15 protein-coding genes are annotated in these 14,982 nt (G+C 56.8%); 8 read left to right on the top strand and 7 right to left on the bottom strand.

Features of this window, described 5'->3' with window-relative positions; translation table 11 throughout:
* The first annotated feature begins 53 nt into the window (after positions 1-53).
* Positions 54-782 carry a hypothetical protein gene (locus ACO6S1_RS07525; RefSeq protein ID WP_422345694.1) on the top strand — a complete coding sequence of 243 codons (729 nt, stop codon included), beginning with the start codon at positions 54-56 and terminating at the stop codon, positions 780-782.
* Here the strand turns inward: ACO6S1_RS07525 and ACO6S1_RS07520 are convergent.
* From ACO6S1_RS07520 to ACO6S1_RS07490, 7 genes are read right to left on the bottom strand one after another with little or no spacing between them, the layout of a single operon-like run.
* Positions 772-1,791, bottom strand: a complete 1,020-nt coding sequence (locus ACO6S1_RS07520) for a zinc-dependent alcohol dehydrogenase family protein (protein ID WP_422345693.1) — start codon at positions 1,789-1,791, stop codon at positions 772-774. The genes ACO6S1_RS07525 and ACO6S1_RS07520 overlap by 11 nt on opposite strands.
* Entirely contained in the window at positions 1,788-2,069 is a 282-nt protein-coding gene (locus tag ACO6S1_RS07515) for a hypothetical protein (protein ID WP_422345692.1), read from the bottom strand. The genes ACO6S1_RS07520 and ACO6S1_RS07515 overlap by 4 nt, the downstream gene beginning before the upstream one ends.
* Positions 2,066-3,253, bottom strand: a complete 1,188-nt coding sequence (locus ACO6S1_RS07510; protein ID WP_422345691.1) for a methyltransferase domain-containing protein — start codon at positions 3,251-3,253, stop codon at positions 2,066-2,068. Before ACO6S1_RS07510 ends, ACO6S1_RS07515 begins: the two co-directional genes overlap by 4 nt.
* Positions 3,253-4,674 carry an aldehyde dehydrogenase family protein gene (locus ACO6S1_RS07505; protein WP_422345690.1) on the bottom strand — a complete coding sequence of 474 codons (1,422 nt, stop codon included), beginning with the start codon at positions 4,672-4,674 and terminating at the stop codon, positions 3,253-3,255. Before ACO6S1_RS07505 ends, ACO6S1_RS07510 begins: the two co-directional genes overlap by 1 nt.
* Entirely contained in the window at positions 4,671-5,594 is a 924-nt protein-coding gene (locus tag ACO6S1_RS07500; RefSeq protein ID WP_422345689.1) for a polysaccharide deacetylase family protein, read from the bottom strand. The genes ACO6S1_RS07505 and ACO6S1_RS07500 overlap by 4 nt, the downstream gene beginning before the upstream one ends.
* A complete protein-coding gene (locus ACO6S1_RS07495) occupies positions 5,591-6,484 on the bottom strand; it encodes a polysaccharide deacetylase family protein (protein ID WP_422345688.1) in 894 nt (297 codons plus the stop codon). Before ACO6S1_RS07495 ends, ACO6S1_RS07500 begins: the two co-directional genes overlap by 4 nt.
* Positions 6,484-7,164 carry an isochorismatase family protein gene (locus ACO6S1_RS07490; protein WP_422345687.1) on the bottom strand — a complete coding sequence of 227 codons (681 nt, stop codon included), beginning with the start codon at positions 7,162-7,164 and terminating at the stop codon, positions 6,484-6,486. Before ACO6S1_RS07490 ends, ACO6S1_RS07495 begins: the two co-directional genes overlap by 1 nt.
* Positions 7,165-7,249: 85 nt before the next feature.
* On the opposite strand from ACO6S1_RS07490, the gene ACO6S1_RS07485 reads away from it, so the two are divergent.
* The 7 genes from ACO6S1_RS07485 to ACO6S1_RS07455 all read left to right on the top strand — a co-directional run bounded on the left by ACO6S1_RS07485 (position 7,250) and on the right by ACO6S1_RS07455 (position 14,947).
* Positions 7,250-8,629 carry an alpha/beta fold hydrolase gene (locus ACO6S1_RS07485; RefSeq protein WP_422345686.1) on the top strand — a complete coding sequence of 460 codons (1,380 nt, stop codon included), beginning with the start codon at positions 7,250-7,252 and terminating at the stop codon, positions 8,627-8,629.
* Positions 8,629-9,129, top strand: coding sequence for a DUF3598 domain-containing protein (locus ACO6S1_RS07480; RefSeq protein ID WP_422345685.1), 501 nt, complete (start codon positions 8,629-8,631; stop codon positions 9,127-9,129). Before ACO6S1_RS07485 ends, ACO6S1_RS07480 begins: the two co-directional genes overlap by 1 nt.
* The gene (locus tag ACO6S1_RS07475) at positions 9,101-10,507 is read left to right on the top strand and encodes a 3-isopropylmalate dehydratase large subunit (RefSeq protein WP_422345684.1); all 1,407 of its coding nucleotides are present in this window, start codon (positions 9,101-9,103) and stop codon (positions 10,505-10,507) included. Before ACO6S1_RS07480 ends, ACO6S1_RS07475 begins: the two co-directional genes overlap by 29 nt.
* Positions 10,500-11,117 (top strand): 3-isopropylmalate dehydratase small subunit, encoded by a 618-nt coding sequence (gene leuD, locus ACO6S1_RS07470; RefSeq protein ID WP_422345683.1) that lies wholly within the window; start codon positions 10,500-10,502, stop codon positions 11,115-11,117. Before ACO6S1_RS07475 ends, leuD begins: the two co-directional genes overlap by 8 nt.
* Positions 11,114-12,046, top strand: coding sequence for a hydroxymethylglutaryl-CoA lyase (locus ACO6S1_RS07465; RefSeq protein ID WP_422345682.1), 933 nt, complete (start codon positions 11,114-11,116; stop codon positions 12,044-12,046). Before leuD ends, ACO6S1_RS07465 begins: the two co-directional genes overlap by 4 nt.
* Positions 12,043-13,230, top strand: coding sequence for a CaiB/BaiF CoA transferase family protein (locus tag ACO6S1_RS07460; RefSeq protein ID WP_422345681.1), 1,188 nt, complete (start codon positions 12,043-12,045; stop codon positions 13,228-13,230). Before ACO6S1_RS07465 ends, ACO6S1_RS07460 begins: the two co-directional genes overlap by 4 nt.
* Positions 13,231-13,327: 97 nt before the next feature.
* Entirely contained in the window at positions 13,328-14,947 is a 1,620-nt protein-coding gene (locus tag ACO6S1_RS07455; RefSeq protein ID WP_422345680.1) for an FAD-dependent oxidoreductase, read from the top strand.
* Positions 14,948-14,982 lie beyond the last annotated feature (35 nt).

Genomic DNA, 14,982 nt, shown 5'->3' with positions numbered 1-14,982 from the left:
CCTCTTGGCAAGAGAAAAATGCACTGGCATGAAGAAAGACAAGGAGAAACGGGATGAAGCATCGCATTATCGAAGGCCGTCTGGAATATACGTCGCGCAAACCGGAAATGGAGGGCCAGAATCGCGGTTTTGAAACCTTCATGTTTACCCATCATAGCGACGGCAAGGTGACGATGCGGGCGCATTGCGAGATTTACGATCCGGAACCGACCGTGATGCGCGACATCATTTACGCCATTGACGAGCATAAGCAGCCGATGGACTGCCACGTCCGGCTGACCGTTGGCGATGAATTTATGGGGTCAGGCTGGATGCGGTTTGATGGCAATCATGTCGAAATGGAATCCTATGGCCCCGCCATCGGCCGGCTGTCCCAGCGGGTTGCAGCAGAGCTTCCGCTCGACGGTTTTGGCACCCATCCGATTGTGTCGGACGGTTATATGCTCTCGACTAAGGACTGGGACAAGGAAACCAAGCGACTGCTCAATTGCTATCTGCCCTCACCCGATCACCGCGGAGCCACGCCGCCACAAATTGCGCAGGTGAAGATCGGCGCCATCTATCTCGGCAAGGAAGAGGTGACCGTCCCTGCCGGTACTTTTCAATGCAAACATCTGCAATTTGTCGATGATGCCAGCATTGTTCCGGGAACCGGCGGCATGGCGGGCGAGCATCCCGCCTATGATGTATGGATTACCGACGACGAAGACGGCCTGTTCGTGCAAGGCGGCGTCGGCGGCTATATGATGACCTGGTACGAGCTGGTCGAACTCAAACGGTAATCATCACCTTGCCCATATGGCTGCCGCTTTCCAGATGCGTGAAAGCGGCCGGCGCATCATTGAAATCGAACAGGCTTTCGACCAGCAGCTCGATATTGTTTTGCGCGACCACATCCAGTGCCTGCTGCAACATTGCACGATTGCCGGACGCGATACCCTTGATGGCGATATTCTTGCCGATCAGCGCGCCCTGACTGGCACTGGCTTGATCTTGCGGCGTTCCGGAAAGCGCGCCCAATGTGCCGATACGCGCATTGACGGCGCACGCCGCCACGGTCTCGCCCAGCGCCGGAAAGCCCAATGTGTCGACAACCACATCTGCGCCGCGCCCGCCGGTGGCTTCCAGCAGTGCGGCGCCCCAATCCGGCCGGTCGCGATAGTTGATCCCGTAATCCGCACCCATTTCCTTTGCGCGCGCCAGTTTTTCCTCGCTCGACGAGGTGATCGCGAAATCCATACCCATGGCCTTGGCCAGCTGCAGCGCGAATATGGACACACCGCCGGTGCCTTGCGCGAGGACAAGATCGCCCGGCCCCGCATCACCAAAAGCGATCATCGCATGCCAGACCGTGCTGCCGACCACCGAAAAGGTCGCCGCACTGCTGTCACTGACATTTTCAGGCACGATGATAGCGGCATTGGCGGGAAGGATGATTTTCTCGGCCAGCCAGCCATTGGCTGTCACGCCCAGATCGCCGGCAAATACCGCGAAGCTATAGGCCCCATCGAGCCAGGTGGTAAAATGCGGCGCCATCACGCGCATGCCCACTTCAAGCCCCGAAACATCAGCACCAACAGCCTCGATCACGCCGACACCGTCGGACAATGGCACGCGATCTTCGGGCAGATCCGTACCATAATCGCCGCGCAGCACCATCAGGTCCCGATAGTTGAGACCGGCGGCCGACACCTTTACCAGTATTTCTCCGGGGCCCGGCTCCGGTTCCGGATGGTCGGCCAGCTGCAATCCGCCAATGCCGGTTCGTGATCCGATTTGCCAAGCCTTCATGCGTTGTCACTCCCTTGTTCGCGCAGCGGCGCAAAAATGCGGTCGATAAATATTTTCAGTTTCGCTTCCCGATCGGCCTCGGACGCCTGCAACCCTTCGAGCGCCATCAGCCGCTCTTCCTGAACCCACATTTCCTGCGCCATATTCATCACAACGGCGACGAAGCGGTCCATGCCGGGGTCGTCGAAAAATTTTGGTTTGCCGTCCGGACCATAGATGTCCTTGGGCGTGTCGTCGGGTTTAAATGCCGGACCCGGATTTGCGGTTTCGCCGCTCACCGTTTCCATGCTCCGAAACCGAACCACATAATGCCTTCGGCCAGCCGTCCGGTGGTTTCACTGTCGACCGCATTGGCACTTTCATCCGCAATCGCCTGCGCTACCGCTTCCTCGCCATAGATGCCGATGCTGGGGACGACGAACTGGAAATAGTCATCCGCTGCAAAGCCCCCGGCCTTGCATAATTCGGGCGGGCTTTCGTCGCGATAGCCTTTGTAAAACGGTTCCGAATTATACCAGCTATCCCAGTCGAGATAAAAGCCGTCAAAGGCGTTCATCTGGTCATTGGGTGGCAATTCCATGTGGAGCAGCAGACCGCCGGGTTTCAGCACCCGATAGGCTTCCTTAAACGCCGCGGCGCGGGCCTTTTTCGACAATTCGTGCAGGAACATCGAGGAAAAGACGAGGTCAAAACTGGCGTCGGGATAGTCCAGTGCATCGGCCGACATTTGCGCAAAATGGACTTCCTGACCCTGCATTTTCGCGCGCGCCGAGGCATAGCGCAGACCGCCAGCCGCCGCGTCAATCGCCTCGACCTTTGCGTCGGGATAGGCCTGTTTCCACGGCAATGTATTGTGCCCAATGGTGCAACCCGTATCAAGAATGCTCTGCGGCTGAAAGTCCGGGAATTTGCCCTTCACATAGGCGGCCATGGACAGGCCAATATCATCCAGATTGGCGCCCATCAGACCCATGGAAAACACCGCCAGCCCCTGATCATAGACCGCGCCGGCCTCCAGCGTCGCGCCGCCACGCGTATAGCTGCCGGGCATGAGATGCACTTCAATCGCATCGACATTGCGCGGGATATCAAGATCGGGGTCGAGTTTTACAGAACCGGGCTGGTCCGAGACTTTGGCCGCTTCCGCTTCCATCCGCTCGAGATCACGCGCCACGACAGCGCCCGATGCCTGCCAGACCATTTTTTGCGCCTGCACCCGCATGGCCGAATAGATGTTGAACGCCGGATCACCGCGGAGCGCCAGATGCGCTTCGTTGCTGGTTTCCGGCGCGCGGCCTGTTTCGCGGGCAAAGGCCGGGGCCGCACGCTTGTCATAGGCGGTGCGCAAGTCTCCGGCGAGATCATTGAGAATGAATGCCCGGATACCAGATACAAAGCGCCCGCGGGCCGCTTCTTCCGCCGTCAGTTCCGGTTTCATCGGATGTTGTAGTTCCACGCCCATCAGAAATTCTCCTCTGCAAAAGCTTCTATTCGCGCTGCCTCGCCGGTTTGCCGGATCAGCGCCTGTTTGCGGAAAAAGCGCATCAACCCGCTTGCGCCCATCCGCGATGCGCCGAGCCCGGAATAGCCGAAGCTCGATTTTTCGGCTTCCCAGACCATTGACGTTAGCGAACCGTCATTAATTGAGACCGCGCCCGCCTTCAACCTGGTGCCGATCCGCTCTGCTTCTGTGGCACATCCGCCAACAACCGCAGCGGACAATCCGAAGATACTGTCATTCGCCTGCGCAATCGCCTGTTCAATCTGATCATAGATCACGACCGGGATGACGGGGCCGAAATTCTCCTCCCGCATGATGTCCGCATCCGGCGGAACATCGGTGAGTATCGTGGGCCTGAGATAGAGCCCGCCGCCGAGATTTTCGACGGTGCCACCGGTGATCAGTTTGGCGCCCTTGCTGACCGCGTCGTCAATCTGATGCTGGGCAATTTCTGCTTGTTTTTCAAAGATAAACGGCCCGATATGGCCCTGATTGATATTCGGGTAATTGAGCTCCACCGCCTCTGCCTGAACGGTCAGACTGGCGAGGAACGGCGCGGCAATTTCCCGCGCCACATAGACCCGCTCGATCGACTGGCAGGCCTGCCCCGTGTTGACGATACTGGCCCGCAGCGCTGTAGCAGCAGCCTTCTCCGGATCGGCACTGGCCAGCACAATCATCGGATCCTTCCCACCCAGCTCGAGACTCGCCGGAATAAAGGCCTGCGCGGCACTTTCACCAACTTTCCGCCCCGTCGCCACCGATCCGGTAAAACAGACATAATCGACCTGATCGACCATAGCCGCCCCAGTCGCGCCATCACCCTCGATGATCGACAGAACTGCGTTTAATTCCGGGATTCTCTTGACGGTGTCCATCAGCGGTTTGATGAAACGCGGCGTCACTTCCGACGGTTTCACCAGCACCGCTGATCCCGCCATCAAGGCAGGAATGGCGTCAATAAGCGCGAGGGTCATCGGGAAGTTCCACGGACTGATCGCTCCAACCAATTCATAGGGCACGAGCCGCGTAGAAGTGATGATAGTCGGCACCGATGTCGGTTGATCAACCAACTGACCATCAGCCATAAGCTGCGGCGCCATAGAAGCCCAGCGCCGGATCTGTCCCGGCACCCCTGCTGCTTCAATCTTCGATATACCGCCACGCCCGGTATCAGCGGTCAGAGCCGGGATAATCGCACCAAGATGGGCCTCAATCGCATCAGCCCATTGCAGCAATACTGTCCCGCGCTCTTCGGGTGTTTTTGCGGCCCAGTCCTTTTGTGCAGCACGAAGCCGCTTTGCTTCATCGGCCACCGCATCGGCATCCAAAGGCGCGATGTCATAGTCCGCTATCCCCGTGCGCGGATTGCGTATCTTCATGTGTGCGCCTTCCAGCTATCGAGTATCGCATCACCCCGCGCGAACCCGATATCATTGCGGTCAGCAAAACCAGCGATCAACTTTTCAAAACGACCGATCCGATAGGGGAGGCCCATTATGTAAGGCGTCAAATGCATAGGCAGCATCCGGCCGCCATATTGCTCAGCCTCCGCCAGCAACCAAGCAGCAGCGTCGGTCATCTGCTGGGCATAGCTATCCACCGATTGCTGCTGGACATTGATAATCTGACGATCGGAAAATTCATGGTTGAGCGGGATATTGGTAATGGGTCCCGCATCCGTTTGAAACGCATAAGGCAACTCATCATTCACCCAGTCGCACATATAATCAACGCCAGCCTCGGTCAGGAGTTTTGCAGTGTTGAAGCTCTGCGAACGCGCGATTGACAGCCAACCGCGCGCACGGGCTCCGGCGGCTTTTTCCAGCGCGGCAAGCGAGCGCTCAATCAGAGCTTTCTCATCATTCTCCGCCATTCCGCTCGCAATCGTACCGTTCATGTCGGTGCTATGCCCGATAATCTCATGGCCACCGGAGAGGATATCCTCAACCAACTGCGGATAGCGGTCGGCAATGACGCTATTGGTCGCGACCGAAACCTTCGCACCAACCTTTTCAAAAGCACTTAGCAATCGGTATATCCCGATCCGCGTGCCATATTCGCGCGCAGTATAATGACGGTAATCCGGGTAAGCGGTCTGCATGTGCCCTGGCGCGCGAAACGGGTCGTCGCTTGGCACCATCGGAAAATATTCGAGGCTAATAACCGGCCAGATGAGCAGTTTTTTGTCGCCCGGCCATCGCACCGTCTTACGATCAAACAAGTTGCTAAAGGGATAGTAATCGTGATCCATACCGCGTTGGCGCTTGGGATAATCGAGATAGCTGGCATCAAGGCTCATGACTTGCCTCCTGCCTGTTTGCGGAAAGCATCGACAATATCCCCAGCCTTGGTGATCCAAGCGCGGCCATCCGCTGCAATATGTTCGAGTACCGCTTCAAACGGTCCAATCCGGTGGGGTTGGCCAATTAAATAACTGTGCAGCGGGATACACATCACCGTGCCGGATTGCGCGCCTTCTTCAGCGAGCCGATCATATTGCCGGATCAGCGTATCGGCATAGTCCCGGGGGCTCATGTTATAGATGAAAAAGCCATAATGATCATTGACCTCTAGGCTGTAAGGTATCGCCGTTAACTGACCCGATTTCACCTTCACATCCGTCGGTTGATCATCATGATAAAGATCGCAGGTATAGTCCATGCCATATTCCGCGAGCAGGTCGAGTGTGCGTGGCGTATGGGTGAGTGCCGGAGCCAGCCAGCCTCTGATCCGTTGACCCGTCGCGCGTTCCACGGTCGAAATCGAATCCTCGATAATTGCGCGCTCCTGCGCTTCGTCCATTCCATATGAATAGCGGGTATTGTAAATGCCGTGGCTGAAAAATTCCCAGCCGCGCTGGTTGGCATCGTCGACCACTTCAGGAATATGATCGCAAAGCGCGACAGACAAGCTCACCGAACCGGGAAACCCATGCTTAGTCATCATTTCCGCCATCCGCCAATGCGATACGCGATTGGCATGATCGCGATGGCTATAACCAACCACATCGGGATGCGGCTTTGCCCAGCTTTTACGATGCGGATTAACTGCCGGGTCGAGTTCGTAATATTCGAGATTGGGAGCGACCCAAACGGCGCAGGTCTTGCCATCCGGCCACTCGATTTTCGGTCGCCTGCGATAGGGCAGATAGTCATATAGTCCCGGATCGGATTTTTGTGCTTCGGACACTAGCGCGCCTCCAGCCAGTCAATCACGGCCTGCACCGGCTCCACATCCGCATATTTCAGCTGCAAATCCGTGAGATTCGCGAAATGATAGCTTTCATGCTTGTCGGCACATGTCTCAATCGGAACAATGGCCCGGTATCCGTGACTCAGCGCGTCGACTGCCGTTGCGCGAACGCAGCCAGACGTCGAACCACCGGTCACCACCACGGTATCAACTTTATGCCATGTCAAATAGCTTGCCAGTGGTGTTTCAAAAAACGCGCTGGGCATGCGCTTGGTATATTGCAGATCATCGGCTTCCACATCGCAGCGCGGATCCAGTAAATGGCGCTCGCTGTCATATTTGATGTTCTGCAGGGAATCTTCTGTATCCGTGCGCGTGCCCCAGACTCCGGCATCTCCGGCGTCGTCCTTATAGGCCACACGGCTCCAGATGACCGGCATGTCCCTGGCCCGTGCGAGAGCCGAAATCTGATTGATATAGTCAATCTGCTTCGGATTGGTCTCATAGGCCGTCTTGAACATGTCAGTCCGTGTATAAGCCTGCTGCACATCGACATTGACGACGGCGAGCTTATCGCCGAAACCAAATTTCTTTCGCGCGGGGTTGCCAATGACTTCTTCAAAGATTTCCCGCGCGGTGCGGCCATCAGAAACCATTTTTGTGCCGACAAGCGTCATAGTTTTCTCTCTCCGGATTCGATAAAATTACAATAATCTGCAAAAAAGACTTGTCGAGACAAATTTGTCCGGACAAATTGGAAAAATGATTACACGCCACTTTATAGACATTGACCAAGGCGGCAACATGCGCCGCGTCCATTATCGCAAGGCGGGTAAAGGCCCGCCACTACTTATGGTGCATCAAAGTCCGCGAAGCTCAAAAGAATATGAAGCGCTGATGGAAAAATGGTCTGCTCATTTTACCTGTATCGCTCCGGATACCCCGGGTTTTGGGCAATCTGATCCACTTCCCGGCAATCCGGAAATTGCTGAATATGCAGATGCAGCCATCAATTTTCTCGACGCGCTGGGCATCGCAAAATGTGCCGCCTATGGCTTCCATTCCGGGGGGATAATCCTGGTCACAGCCGTCAAACGCCATCCGACTCGGATCACAACTCTGGCAGTCGGCGGTTATGCCATCTGGTCAAAAGAGGAAATGGCGCTTTTTAGTGATCGCTATTTGCCTGAATTCCATCCCTCCGGTTACGGCGAACATCTGGCATGGTTATGGAACCGGATTTTGGAACAAAGCTGGTTCTTCCCTTGGTTCGCAACCAATGATGCGCACCGGCTATCGGTTGCCAATGATGATCCCGCCCGTGTGGATGCGATTGTTCGCGAAATGCTTGATGCCGGCAATGCCTATCAGGCCGGCTATGGTGCGGTGCTGCGCGCGCCGCGTGACATTCCGGCAGTGGATGCAGATGTCCCACCCTGCCTGATCAGCGCCTATGATGGTGATCCCTTACAAGAACATATTGACCGCCTGGGTGACATGCCTCCAACATGGGCAGCGAAAAAAGTGACAACAGCGGAGGAGCATCAAGCCGTCAGTCTCTCTCATCTGATGGCAACCTCAACCCCCGTTATCAATCATTTGCCCGAAGCCAGCGACGAAGGCTTTGTCACGATCCGTACAGATGACTTTGAGGGGCTTATCCACTGGCGCGGAAAGCGAGGGGCGGAACGCCTCGTCCTCCCTGCCCCGTCCTATGCTGCTGCAGACAATCAGCCGGCGGAGCAAGTTTCGATTGATTTGCCCGGTCACGGTCTGTCAGACAATTGGACCGGCAATGTGCCTGTCACTTGGGCGTCCTGGAATGCTGTTATCGATGCCATTGCCCAAGCGCTTGGTACCAATCAGACCATCTATCCAGCGCTACCCGATGGCGATCGGGATCAACTCTATCCGGATTTATCGCCTGACCGTTTTGGCAATTATCTCAACATCGCGTGGCAGATTGTGCGCGCCCGCCATATGTTCGCGCCCTGGTACAAGGTCGATGCAGATCACGCTGTCGCTTTCGACGAACAGCGTCTCAAGCCCGAACATCTCGCCGCCGAGCATCTCGCGCTAATCAACGGCTACAGCGCCAAACAATATCATATCGCCCTTCAATCAAGACATAAGGAAGACTAATGGGAATCAGAGAAGACATGCCGCTTTTGGGGCGCCACGAAGGGGTTTGGGACGGCACCTATACCTATTTCAATGCACAGAATGAGAAGATTGACGAGCACGCTTCCCGCCTGCTTTGTCGCCTCCCCGATGACGGAGATATCCCGTATCATCAGACCAACCATTATAGCTGGGCTGACGGCAAAACCGACATTCGTGAATTTCCTGCGGAATATCGCGATAAACGCATATGGTGGGACAATGACCTGATAAAAGGATGGGCGGCCGAAGTACCGCTAGACGAATATAACCGCACCATGATGTTGTATTGGCAACGGCAAGGTGATCCATCGCTATATCTTTACGAGCAGATTCAGATTTCCGATGACGGCCAGAACCGATGCCGGACATGGCACTGGATTCGAAACGGAATGCTTGAAACACGGACGGCCATACAGGAGATTTTTGTGACCAAGGACTGGCGCAGCATCGATGCGGAGATGGAGGCTGTTTCTGCCTGAACCGACAACGCTCTTTGACAAATTATGGAATAGCCATGCCGTCGCCGCTTTGCCGGGCGGTGGCACGCTTCTGGCGATTGACCGCGTATTCCTGCACGAACGGACCGGTGCATCAGCGCTCAATTCGCTAGCGGAAGCGGGGCGAGCAGTGGCCGATCCAGCGCGCGTCTTTGCGGTGACAGACCATATTGTCGATACCCGACCGGGACGCACCGACAAGACGCTGATGCCCGGCGGGCAGGTTTTCATAACCGAAACGCGGGCAGCGGCAAAAGCGGCAGGCATTACCCTGTTTGATGTTAACGACCCGGACCAGGGAATTGTCCATGTGATCTCGCCAGAGCTTGGCATCGTTCTGCCAGGATGCACACTGGTAGCGCCCGATAGCCATACCTGTACCCAGGGCGCTTTTGGCGCGCTCGCATGGGGTATTGGTTCGTCGGAAGCCGAGCATGCCATGGCCACCGGAACATTGCGGCTCAACAAGCCCAAATCCATGTGCGTGCGTTTTTCCGGAGCACTGGCAAAAGGCGTCACGCCCAAGGATATGATCATGACATTGATCGCCCGTCATGGTGCCGCAGGCGGTAAAGGGCATGCGGTTGAATTTGCCGGACAGGCGGTACAGGCGCTGGACATGGAGGGGCGCATGACCCTTTGCAATATGGTGACGGAATTTTCAGCCATGTCGGGGTTCATTGCGCCTGACACGAAAACATTGGCCTATCTTGAAGGTCGGCGATACGCGCCATCCGGCGAAGATTGGGATCGAGCGACCCAGAATTGGCGACAGTTGGTCAGCGATGCCAATGCGGCTTTCGACACCGAGATCGAGATTGACGCCAGCGCGATCAGTCCCATGGTCAGTTGGGGGACGAGCCCCGAACATAGTGTTGGCATAAGCGGCGCAGTACCCGACAATGCCAGCGAACGCCCGCTGGAATATATGGCGTTGAAGCCCAAGCAGAAGCTTGCCGGAACGCCCATCGATGCCGCCTTTATAGGCAGCTGCACCAACAGCCGCCTGTCCGACTTGCGCCGGGCCAGCGCCCTGTTGAAGGGCAAGACCATTGCCAGCCATGTCAAAGCCATTTGCGTCCCTGGCTCGTCCCGCGTCAAACGCGAAGCCGAAGCCGAAGGCATTGATGCCATCTTCCGAGAGGCCGGATTTGAATGGCGGGAGAGCGGCTGTTCCATGTGCTTCTACGCAGGCGGCGAGAGCTTCGATGCGGGATCGCGGGTCATATCGACCACCAATCGCAATTTTGAAAGCCGCCAGGGGCCAAGTGTCAAAACGCATATCGCCAGCCCCGAAACCGTTGTGGCCAGCGCGCTGGCAGGTGTAATCGCTGATCCAAGGACGTTGCAGGATGGCTGAGCCTTTCACCACCCTCACATCGCTGCCGATGCCCTTGATCCGGGATAATATTGATACCGATCAGATCATCCCTTCCCGCGAGATGAAGAGCACCGGCAAAACCGGCCTTGCCGACGGCCTGTTCGCTGGATGGCGCTATACGGCAATTGGCGGCCGTGATCCCGATTCCGATTTCGTCCTCAACGATCCGCATTATGCTGATAGCCAGATCATTCTCGGCGGTGCCAATTTCGGATGCGGGTCGAGCCGCGAACATGCGGTCTGGGCGCTCGCCGAATATGGCTTCCGGGCCGTCATCGCGCCGAGCTTCGCACCGATATTTGCGGGTAATTGCGTGCGCAACGGCATATTGCCAGCTGTTATCGATGCTGACGCGATCACCGTGATAGCAAAGGCGAATAGCCCGATTACCATCGACTTGCGCGCGCAAACCATTAGGCTCGACGACGATCAAAGCTGGTCCTTCCCGATCGATGAAGAAGCCAAAGCGATGTTGCTCGAGGGACTGGACGCGATCGACCTCAGTTTGAAAATGGCCGCAGACATTGCCACATGGCAAGAGGCCGACCGCGCAAAGCGGCCATGGATATATTTAGGAGCCAAGCAATGACCTCGTCCGTAACGATCAGCGAAGTTGGACCGCGCGATGGCCTGCAAAGCGTCGATGCCGTCATGCCAACCGCCGCTAAAATGGCCTGGATCAAGGCCGAGGCCGAAGCCGGTGTCAGCGAGATTGAAGTGGGCAGCTTTGTGCCGCCGTCCCTGCTCCCGCAAATGGCGGACACCGGGGACATTGTGGCTTATGCAAAGACATTGCCCGGTCTTGATGTCGTTGCCCTGATCCCGAACCTGAAGGGGGCGGAACGTGCCATCGCTGCTGGTGTCGACAAGATGTCGATCCCCTTCTCCATGTCCGAAACCCATTCGATCAAGAACGTCCGTAAAGATCATCCCGCCATGCTCGCCGAGATCAAAGCGATTGCCGATCTGGTCGCCGCACAGCCCGAAGGACAGCGCCCCCATTTTGAGGTGGGCCTGTCCACGGCCTTTGGCTGCACGATCGAAGGGCCGGTCAACGAGGACCAGGTCGCGCGCCTGGCAGAGGCGGCTATGGCGGCGGGAGTTGCCGAGGTCGGCCTGTCCGACACCACTGGCTATGCCAATCCAGCGCAAGTGACGCGGATGGTGCGCCAGATCAAGGGCGTGATCGGTAGTGACAAGCTCAACACCCTGCATCTTCACAATACCCGCGGGCTCGGCCTTGCCAATGTCATGGCCGGCCTTGCTGAAGGCATTACCACCTTTGACGCATCCCTTGGCGGTCTCGGCGGCTGTCCCTTTGCACCCGGCGCGTCGGGCAATATTGTCACCGAAGATCTGGTCTTCATGCTCGAAGCCATGGGCATTGATACCGGCATCAGTCTCGACAAGCTTTTTAAAGTCAGAGAGATTATCGCAGAAGCCCTGCCCGGCGAGCCTCTATATGGCTTCACGCCCGATGCCGGCCTTCCCCTGGGCTTTGAAAAGGCAGCAGCATGAGCGTTGAACAAACCGGACCCACACCCCTTGCCGGCCTGAAAGTCATCGAATTCACCCATATGGTCATGGGGCCAACAGTCGGTGCAATCCTCGCATCCCTGGGCGCGGAAGTGGTCCGGGTCGAACCGATTGGCGGCGACCGCACCCGCAATTTGGTGGGCTCCGGCTCTGGCTATTTCCCGATGTACAACCGTCACAAACAGAGCATATCGCTCAACCTGAAAGACCCGGAAGGCCTCGGCATCGCTCGCCAGCTTGTCGAAGGTGCCGATATTTTGGTCGAAAATTATCGCCCCGGCGCGATGGATCGATTGGGCCTTGGCTATGATGAGCTGAGCAAGGCCAATGAGCGACTGATCTACGCGTCGGAAAAAGGCTTCCTCCCGGGACCCTATGAAAACCGCACCGCGCTGGATGAAGTCGCCCAGATGATGGGCGGCCTCGCCTATATGACCGGCCCGCCCGGACAACCGTTGCGCGCTGGCTCCAGCGTCATTGATGTCACCGGCGGCATGTTCGGCGTCATTGCGATCCTGGCGGCGGTCGAAGAACGCCACCGCACCGGCAAGGGCCAGAAGGTCCAAAGCTCCCTGTTCGAAACGACGGTCTACATGATTGGCCAGCACATGGCGCAAATGGCGGTGACCGGCAAAGCTGCCGATCCGATGCCAGCTCGCATCTCGGCCTGGGCAATTTACGATGTATTTCAAACCAAAGACGAACCTATTTTTATCGGCGTCGTCACCGATGCCTTGTGGGAAAAATTCTGCAAACTGTTCGCACTCGACGAGCTCTGGGCGGATGAAAGCATCCGCGAGAATAATAACCGCGTCGCCGCACGCGACCGCATCATGCCGCAAATTCGCGACCTGATCGCTGGCTTTGGTCGCGATGCGCTCATCGCCAAACTGGAAGGCACCGGCCTGCCCTTCGCCCCGATTGCGCGGCCGCAGGACATGTTCGACGACCCCCATCTCAATGCCAGCGGCGGGCTGGAGCCCGTAACACTCGCAAGTGGCGAACAGACCAAATTGCCTGCGCTCCCGATCGAAATGAACGGCGCCCGCCCCTCTGCACCGGCCAAGCTGGCGACTATCGGGGAACATAGTGAAGCGATTTTGACAAAACTCGGCCTGAGTACGGACCAGATACAGGGGCTCCGCGATGCTGGCACTGTAGAATAACCGTGTCCTGAATCGCTCTTTACCAGCCCAAAAGTAACAGTAGCCCAGCCAAGGCAAACTCCCTTATCCTTTTCACAAACAGGGGAGAGTTATAGCCATGCAAACCGACGTTTTGATCATCGGAGCCGGTGCAGCGGGATTGAGCGCGGCCCTTGCCGCTCATGAAGCTGGGTCGAGCGTAATGGTTATCGAAAAACAACCGAAAATCGGCGGTACGGCGGCTATATCCGGCGGCATTGTCTGGATACCCGGTAACCGGCAGATGCAAGTCCATGGCATTGAAGATAGCCGCGAGGATGCAATGGCCTATTTCCAGTCGCTTGATCAAGGCGATATTGACGAAACAACTTTGGCGGCCTTTGTTGAAGAAGGTTCGCAAGCGCTCGCTTTTTTGGAAGATTTGGATGCCGCGCGGCTCAGCCTGCTCGAAGGTTATCCCGATTATTATCTCGACCGTCCGGGAGCCAAGCCGGATGGCGGCCGTGCCCTCGATAATGACCTGTTCGATTTTTCCACATTGGGCGATTGGGCCGACAAAATTTTTCATCATGGTCCCGCACCGCGCATGATGCTTCGGGAGACGCCGCTGGGTGGCGGTACCGGACAAGTTGATCCAGCGGAAATGGCGCGACGCGAAACCGAAGATTTACGAGGCTGGGGACAGGCGTTGATCGGGCGCCTGTTAAAGGCCTGTCTCGACCGGGGTATTGAGCCGCTACTGGGAGTCAGCGGTTATCGTCTGGTGGTCGACAATGGCCGTGTAACCGGCGCTTCCGTGCACCGTGATGGAGCCAATTTGACCATAGACGCGTCACAAGGCGTTATTCTCGCCACTGGCGGTTTCGAATGGAATGAAGAGTTAAAGCAGGCCTTCCTGCGCGGCCCGCTTGATGCCCCTGCTTCGCCGCCGGGAAATCAGGGTGATGGCCTGAAAATGGCAATGGCTGCTGGTGCCAGCCTTGGCAATATGACCAGCGCATGGTGGGTCCCGACCCTGTCGATGACCAACGTCACATGGGAAGGCGGTGAACAGCGCTCCATGCCAGTGCTTATCGAACGAACCTTGCCACATACTATAATGGTCAACAGCGCAGGGAAACGCTTTTGCAATGAGGCCAATAATTACTCCGCGCTTGCGGGTGCTTTCCACCAATTTGACCCGGCGACCTATGACTATCCCAATTTACCGGCCTATCTGATTTTTGATCAGCAATATTTGTCCCGTTATCCGCTTGCCTCGGTTATGCCTGGGGATGCGGTGCCGGATTGGATCACCAGCGCGGACGATCTGGAAAGCCTTGGAACAGCTGTAGGTATTGACGGAGCCCAGTTGCAAGAGACAGTCAATCGTTTCAACGCCCATGCTATCAAGGGCCATGATCCCGATTTTGCCCGTGGTGAAAATGTCTATGACCGCTTTTATGGCGATCGGTCACGCAATGGAACAGCAGCCACATTGGGACCGATAACCAATGGTCCTTTCCACGCTGTCGAAATAAAAATGGGTACGCTCGGCACAAATGGGGGCGCCAAGACCGATGGATCGGCGCAGGTGCTAGACCTCGACGGAGACCCGATTCCAGGCCTGTTTGCGGCGGGTAACGTGATCAGTTGCCCGACCGGCGGCGTCTATGCCGGCGCCGGTGGAACCCTCGGCCCGGCATTGACCTTCGGATATATTGCCGGCCGCGCAGCCGCGCGGCGGATCAACAGCTAAACCATATGCAACAATTATCAAGAAGAGGATAAGAA

It is taken from the genome of Parasphingorhabdus sp. (assembly GCF_965233695.1).
Classification (GTDB): domain Bacteria; phylum Pseudomonadota; class Alphaproteobacteria; order Sphingomonadales; family Sphingomonadaceae; genus Parasphingorhabdus.
The sequence above is the reverse complement of the archived record's forward strand: the minus strand, read 5'-3'. Positions and strand labels throughout refer to the sequence as shown.